This window comes from Microcystis sp. LEGE 08355 (assembly GCF_015207185.1).
Classification (GTDB): Bacteria; Cyanobacteriota; Cyanobacteriia; order Cyanobacteriales; family Microcystaceae; genus Microcystis; species Microcystis panniformis.
Genome location: NZ_JADEXI010000266.1, coordinates 1 through 6,203, shown reverse-complemented (window position 1 = coordinate 6,203; position 6,203 = coordinate 1). Strand labels below are relative to the sequence as shown.

The 6,203-nt window shown below is 42.2% G+C and carries 7 protein-coding genes and 3 pseudogenes; 5 read left to right on the top strand and 5 right to left on the bottom strand.

The annotated features are described in order from the left end of the window. Positions 1–394, top strand: a pseudogene (locus IQ242_RS14075) (hypothetical protein); the annotation flags it as partial. Next, on the top strand, positions 324–515 hold the full coding sequence (locus IQ242_RS27170) for a hypothetical protein (protein WP_370582998.1): 192 nt from the start codon (positions 324–326) through the stop codon (positions 513–515). The pseudogene IQ242_RS14075 and the gene IQ242_RS27170, both read left to right, overlap by 71 nt. Before the next feature lie 107 nt (positions 516–622). Here the strand turns inward: IQ242_RS27170 and IQ242_RS26200 are convergent, their stop codons facing one another. After that, positions 623–1,108: a type II toxin-antitoxin system VapC family toxin gene (locus tag IQ242_RS26200; RefSeq protein ID WP_228020995.1), complete on the bottom strand. Its 486-nt coding sequence runs from the start codon at positions 1,106–1,108 to the stop codon at positions 623–625. Between the two features lie 353 nt (positions 1,109–1,461). Here IQ242_RS26200 and IQ242_RS14070 point away from each other — a divergent pair, with 353 nt between their 5' ends. From IQ242_RS14070 to cobS, 3 genes are all read left to right on the top strand, one after another. Further along, a complete protein-coding gene (locus IQ242_RS14070; protein ID WP_193960391.1) occupies positions 1,462–1,947 on the top strand; it encodes a helix-turn-helix domain-containing protein in 486 nt (161 codons plus the stop codon). Next, on the top strand, positions 1,944–2,519 hold the full coding sequence (locus IQ242_RS14065; protein ID WP_228020994.1) for a PIN domain-containing protein: 576 nt from the start codon (positions 1,944–1,946) through the stop codon (positions 2,517–2,519). Before IQ242_RS14070 ends, IQ242_RS14065 begins: the two co-directional genes overlap by 4 nt. Before the next feature lie 260 nt (positions 2,520–2,779). Further along, positions 2,780–3,538, top strand: a complete 759-nt coding sequence (gene cobS, locus IQ242_RS14060; protein WP_193960392.1) for an adenosylcobinamide-GDP ribazoletransferase — start codon at positions 2,780–2,782, stop codon at positions 3,536–3,538. On the opposite strand, the gene IQ242_RS14055 is transcribed toward cobS, so the two are convergent. The 4 genes and pseudogenes from IQ242_RS14055 to IQ242_RS14045 form a co-directional block, all read right to left on the bottom strand. Further along, the gene (locus tag IQ242_RS14055) at positions 3,535–3,996 is read right to left on the bottom strand and encodes a PPC domain-containing protein (RefSeq protein ID WP_002786024.1); all 462 of its coding nucleotides are present in this window, start codon (positions 3,994–3,996) and stop codon (positions 3,535–3,537) included. The genes cobS and IQ242_RS14055 overlap by 4 nt on opposite strands. A 401-nt stretch (positions 3,997–4,397) precedes the next feature. After that, complete coding sequence (locus IQ242_RS14050; RefSeq protein ID WP_193960390.1) at positions 4,398–4,619, bottom strand: DUF4278 domain-containing protein; 222 nt, start codon at positions 4,617–4,619, stop codon at positions 4,398–4,400. Positions 4,620–4,712: 93 nt separating this feature from the next. Continuing rightward, positions 4,713–4,844 (bottom strand): annotated as a pseudogene (locus IQ242_RS27165) (potassium channel protein); the annotation flags it as partial. 213 nt (positions 4,845–5,057) lie between these two features. Beyond that, positions 5,058–6,203: pseudogene (locus IQ242_RS14045) on the bottom strand (ATP-binding protein); the annotation flags it as partial.

The following is a 6,203-nucleotide window of genomic DNA, read 5'->3' as shown; positions in this document are numbered from 1 at the left end:
CCTCCCCGAATACAATGAACTGTATTTGTTCTTTGTCAGCTCTAAACTGACCGCAGATTGTATTGTGGATTTATTGGAGCATTGGTGGGCGATGGTAAAAGACCGCTTTGGCCACATTCACAAATTGGTGATTAACCAAGACAATGGACCGGAAAACCATTCCCGTCGCACTCAGTTGATGAACCGGATGGTAGCCTTTGCCCTGCAGTCGCAATTGAACATTGAGTTAGCCTACTATCCCCCCTATCACAGCAAGTACAATCCAGTAGAACGTACCTTTGGCTGGCTGGAGCAGCATTGGAAGGGTAGTTTACTCTTGGGGTGTGGAAACGGTGCTTCGCTTTGCCGAAACCCTTACCTTCAAAGCCAAAAATCCGGTCGTCAAGCTCATTGACAAGGTTTACCGCAATGGGGTGAAGTTGACCCGGGAGGCAATGGCAGAGTTGGAAAAACAGATTAATCGACTTCCCCATTTGCCCAAGTGGTTTGTGGAAATCCCTTATCAACTCACTTAACTATTGGATCATCTTTTTTATGGAGTTCTCTAAGTCATATTGAAACGATTGAGCGTATTCTTCTCTATACTTGTGAATTTCATCGAGAATTTCATTTTTATACATGACTAGACCTCTAGGTTATATCCAATAAGCTCATAAGGAGTGCAAATAACTGGCAATATATATCCGAGATCAGAACTAATCTGAGCCAGCTTACGCTGAATTTGGGCATTTGCCATGTGCTTGCAGTTCCATGTTAGCAAATAATCTAAGTTATAGACGGTTGCTAATGCCATATGTAAAGCGTCGTTAGATGCCTTTAGGGGCAGATTGCTTTGAGTCAGAAACGCTTGCGAAAGTTCAAACGCATCTTCCGTAAGTTCGAGAAGCATTAGGAATTGTAACAAGTTTAACCGTTGAGCGGCGATTATCGGATATCCCTTAGCTGCCTCATCTTCAACGATCTCTGATGCGTAAAGCGTAAATGAGCTACTATGTTCGTTCCACCAATCTTGGGTGATCTTGATATTAGCAGCAACGATCAGATTGTCAGTGGGTCTGGCGGTTAAATGCCCAAAAATACTTGTTTCAATATAGACGCTTCCATTCAGGGCAACCTAGAAAATCTATCCAACGTCTATCCTACTGCATTTAATCTTGGTTTTGAGGGTGTTGGGTAACAGCCGTCAACCCAACCGACAAGATCAGCGTACTGCTACGCAGTGCCTTCGCCATCACACTTAAACCCACAGCTGCAATCAATCTGCATGGTGCGTTCCCCAAAATCGATCGCTGGAGCAGTAGGAACCACATTAGGGAACGCACCCTACGGCTGGTGAGCAAGTTGTGACAAAAACATATTTTTCGTTTGTTGCGTTTGTTGCATTTATTTCGTATGTGGGGTACACTAGGCCGTAGTAACTCTGGACAAGAGTTCAATCAACAGTATGAGCGGGACAAGACAATGGCTACTGGAATCGCTGATTTTCAAGAGACAATTGCACCGACTGCGGCAGATACAGAGCTTGCGCGTGAGTCAAGCCGTCAGCTTTCAAGATTTCTAGGCAAACGCCCTGTTGGAAACCACTTGCCTGAATTCAGACTGCGTGTGCAGGCGGATAATGAGCCAGAAGAAGTGGTTGTTATTCCGATGTCTGCATTTCGCCTTTTAACTGATATTCTGACGCAAATGGCTCGTGGCAATGCAGTTACTTTGATGCCTGTATATGCTGAGTTAACGACACAACAAGCAGCAGACCTCTTGAATGTATCACGTCCATTCCTGATCAGTCTGATTGATGATGGCAAGATTCCATGCCGAAAAGTGGGAACTCATCGCCGGATTCGATTTGACGACCTCATGACGTATAAGCATGACATAGACCAGAAAAGATTACAAACTCTTGAAGAACTTACACGCGAAGCACAAGAGTTGGACATGGGCTATTGATTGTGAGCAACTTCACTGCATTATTCGACGCGTGTGTTTTATATGCAGCTCCTCTACGGGATTTTTTGATGCGTTTAGCATTGACAGATTTGTTCCGTGCCAAATGGACTGATGAAATTCATGATGAGTGGATTCGGAATCTTTTGAAGAATAGACCTGATCTCACGGAGGAGCGTCTTCACCGCACAAAAGCTCTGATGAACAGTAATGTACGTGACTGTCTCGTTCAGGGTTATAAAGATCTAATTCCATCGCTAAACTTACCAGATGCCAATGACCGTCATGTACTAGCAGCTGCCATTTGTGCAGGAGCCGATGTGATTGTTACATACAATCTGTCAGATTTTCCGGCTACAACTCTTGATCAATATGGTATCGAGGCTCAGCATCCCGATGAGTTTATTATTCATCTGATTGATTTAGCTCCTTCAGTGATCTGTGAAGCTGCTAAGCAACAGCGAATGAGTTTAAACAATCCACCGCAAAGTGTTGATGAGTTACTTGCAGCTTATGAAAGGCAAGGTCTAGCCCAGACTGTAGCAGAACTCAGGCTGTACGATGGACTACTTTGAAATTCTCAAAACTTTGTCTATCCAACTACATAATATATGTAAACTTTCCATATCTCATACCAAATACACATTTTTTTAAAAAATCTTTCCGTATATTACTCTCATAGCGATCGCAAGAGGTTTCCCTAATAAAATTACAAGTAACCGTGTTATGCAGAATTATTATAGGTGTTCTCATGTTTTGAAAATCCCACAGGGTGGCCGATACAAAATTAAGTTATACTTCATCTTTATGAGAAACGCTGCCATACCGGGAGCGAATTGGGGGATTGACTACCATATTTAACTTCATTTGTCAAGAAATTCGCTCATTTTTAGGTGCGATCGCTTTTTACACGATTATTCCCGTTCCGATTGCTTGGCCGGATTTTGGTAGAATTGCCCGATGGATTCCCTTAGTGGGCTTATTTTTGGGTCTAATTCTGGTTTTGCTCGATATAACTCTAGCTAGTCTGGGAATGCCACTCTTAACTCGTGCGGTTGTCCTTGTGGGGGTTTGGGTTTATCTAACGGGAGGACTACACCTTGATGGAGTTAGTGACACGGCCGATGGTTTAGCTGTCACCGACCCCCAGCGCCGTTTAGCGGTCATGGCCGATAGTGTTACCGGGGCCTTTGGAGTCATGGCCGTGACTATGGTTTTGCTGCTAAAAATCGCCGCTTTGACTGATTTAAGCGATAATCGAGCCTTAGCTCTAATTTTAGCGCCAATTTGGGGACGTTGGGGGCAAGTAATGGCGATCGCTGTTTATCCCTACCTCAAACCCACCGGCAAGGGAGCCTTTCATAAAGTGGCTTTTTGTCTGCCTTGGGACTGTGGGGGAGTAATTTGGGGGTTAATCGCCCTATTTGGTGGTCTAAGGTGGGGAATAATCGCCATTAGTGCCGGAATCGCCCTTGCTCTGCTTACTGGTTACTGGTTATATCGTCGTCTTCGCGGTCACACTGGCGATACCTACGGTGCGGTGGTAGAGTGGACAGAGGCTCTATTCTTGGTTTTTTTGACAATAATTAGCTAATTTTTGCCCTCCACGGCCCGTAAACGGGTTAATTTCAGGGTAAATTTTCCCCCACCGGTTTCTCCGAAAGCTCTCACCCGAATAATATATTTACCCGACTCGGTAATGCGTGCAAAGAGGAGAGCATTAGTGCCACCATCGGGACCATCATCATTTTCCGCTACAGTGGAACCATCGTCAGCCAGGAGAATTAAAACTCCATCAAAGTTTTCCGATTTGAGATCGATGGCCACCTGATCATCCTTGTCCAAATCTACGGTATAATCCCTAGCAAACCCTCCCTCCCCCGTGGGAATATCTTTGTCGGTGAGAGTATCGTTAATTTCTTTGTTGAGGATGAGGGGGACGGGATTATAGATTTTTTCTGCTCGCACCGGTAAAGATTGACCGCTTAACCAGAATAAAGTGAGCAAGACGCATAAACTAGAATAGCGACCAGTCAAAGGGAATCTTGTCATAGGGGCAGATGTTCGTTTTCTCAATCTCCCTATTCTACAAAAAACTGATAACTATCAGCAGTTCGACAAAATTAAATTCAGACTCCGGAAAGGGGGAACGCTGGAACTGCGGAACTGCGGAAGGGAAAAATATGTGTAATTAATTTTGCTTAGGTAGTTATTCCTTGTTGGCAAAACAAATAAAAAAATCCCCCTTTGAGCAAGGGAGCAAGAGGGGAGATAAAACCCGTTTAAGGTAATTAATAAAATCATTAAGTAGGTAGGTGTTAAAAGTTGTCAGACACCCACCTTATCAAGGGGGGGCAGGGGGGATCGAACCTAAAATCTATTTTTAATTTAATTATAACCAGCTACTTAATTGACAATATTTAAAAGAGATTAATTGAAAAATGAACTAGAAGTTAAAAACTTAAAGAGGGTCCTTCCGTGGGCAAAGAAGCTAAAGATTGAGTGATATGATAGGCTTGACCGCGATAGGTAACGGCTACCGGTTTCTGAATCGTTTGAACGACACCACGGTTTTTTAAATAGGGAACACCACGATAGCTTAAAATCATCGGACTGGAAGCAACGGTGGCAGTGGGGTTTTTGTCGTAAGCAATGCTGCGATAGGTTAATTTCATAGCTGTCTCTGGAGATAATTAGTGAGTTAGTAATATCTCCATCCGCAGGGAAATTAATTCCAGAAAAGCTCAACTTTTTTCTGGTTAAATATCCTACCAAGAAGACCCCCGATAGCGCATTTCTCGACGCAGAGCATAACGACGGGCAAAATTGGGAACATCGCCCCGATGACCTAATAAAATGACCGTATCGCCTTGCTGTAGAATGGTGGAATGGTCGGGATGGGTGGATGGGTGGATGGGTGAGTGTAAGGATTTTGAGTCTCTCGGATCGATTTCTCAACGTTTGTTTCTTGCACTTTTTTGGTTAAAAAAGTCCCAAAAACTCTTCCTAGCAAGGATTATACTGATATTCAGCAAACCCTACTTAATCAGTACAAAGTATAAAAGCAAGCTGTGATTGAGTTATAATTTTTGGAGATGTTTACTGTTTACTGTTTCACAGCGTTTTAATAAAGCTTGTCTTGCTTGTTTTTCATCTAACCAGTATTTCGGTAAAGCCTACCGATGGGTGAATTGATGAATCATTTTTCCTTCCCAGAGGGGCAATCTTCCCTTTGCGGGTTCAGTTTTAAATAAATGACTATCATTAGTCATCTGAAGTTCTTGAGTTAACTTGAGATTCCCTGTATCGGGAAGGGTTTCTCCTAGCAGAGGAAAACGAGACATTTTTTCAGCGATAGGAATATCTATATCTTGTTTAAATTCGATTACCGAGAGGGAATCTGGGGATAGTTTGCCGATTAAATCGACGCTAATTACTCAACTATCTTGATGGAAAAAACGTTGTAATTTCTCAAAAATGTGACGCATAAACTCCACAGAAAAGGAAAGAGTTTGTTTATTTTTTCAAAAGTTAAGATCACAAACTTAAAGCGCCTATCTACACATTCAAAAATTATTTGACGATTTTAAAAACAAAATAATCCTGTCATATTTGCCTGAGAAAATAACATTTATCGCAGTTGCTTGGTTCCTAAATCTGTATAAATTCCCCTGGGAATAATAATTCTACAATAACCCTGGGGATGGAGGATATTAAAACATTGTTACACAAAAAGCTCATAGAGATTAAGATCCGTCCCTTGCTTTTTACCATTAACAATAGAGATTTGATTTTTATATTGTTCCGAGGAAGTAAAATAGAGACTAACGTGGGGTTATTGACTTTGATATTCTAACCATGCTTGGGCAATTTCGGGATTGGTTAACAGTTTTTTTTGTTCCTTTTCAAATGTCTTGATGTCCATTTTATTTGTAGTCACCAAGTCCCTAGGCTGAGAAAAAAAATTCTTTCCCTTGGGGTTTAAAGACTTACTAGGAGGGTTTCCTGCACTTCTTCCAACTGAAAAGCCTGTTCTTTGTCTAATTCAATACTGCGATTTTTTCGCAAGAATTGCTTGGTAATTTTGTTCGTTGAGGGTTGGCAGAATGTTTTCATCTCCCATGAGATTAAAACTTTTTTCGTCCAGGCAAATTAAACCGATGAGGGAATTTCCCGACATGATATTAAAATCAATATTCGGCAGCAACTAAAGCAAGAAATAAACGCAGTTTGGCGATTTCCGTTGCTTCCTCCATGAT

Bases quoted from the DNA above. Each gene is read 5' to 3' on its own strand.
- IQ242_RS14070 (WP_193960391.1), top strand. From the start codon at position 1,462: ATGGCTACTGGAATCGCTGATTTTCAAGAGACAATTGCACCGACTGCG.
- IQ242_RS14055 (WP_002786024.1), bottom strand. From the start codon at position 3,996: ATGACAAGATTCCCTTTGACTGGTCGCTATTCTAGTTTATGCGTCTTG.
- IQ242_RS14050 (WP_193960390.1), bottom strand. From the start codon at position 4,619: ATGAAATTAACCTATCGCAGCATTGCTTACGACAAAAACCCCACTGCC.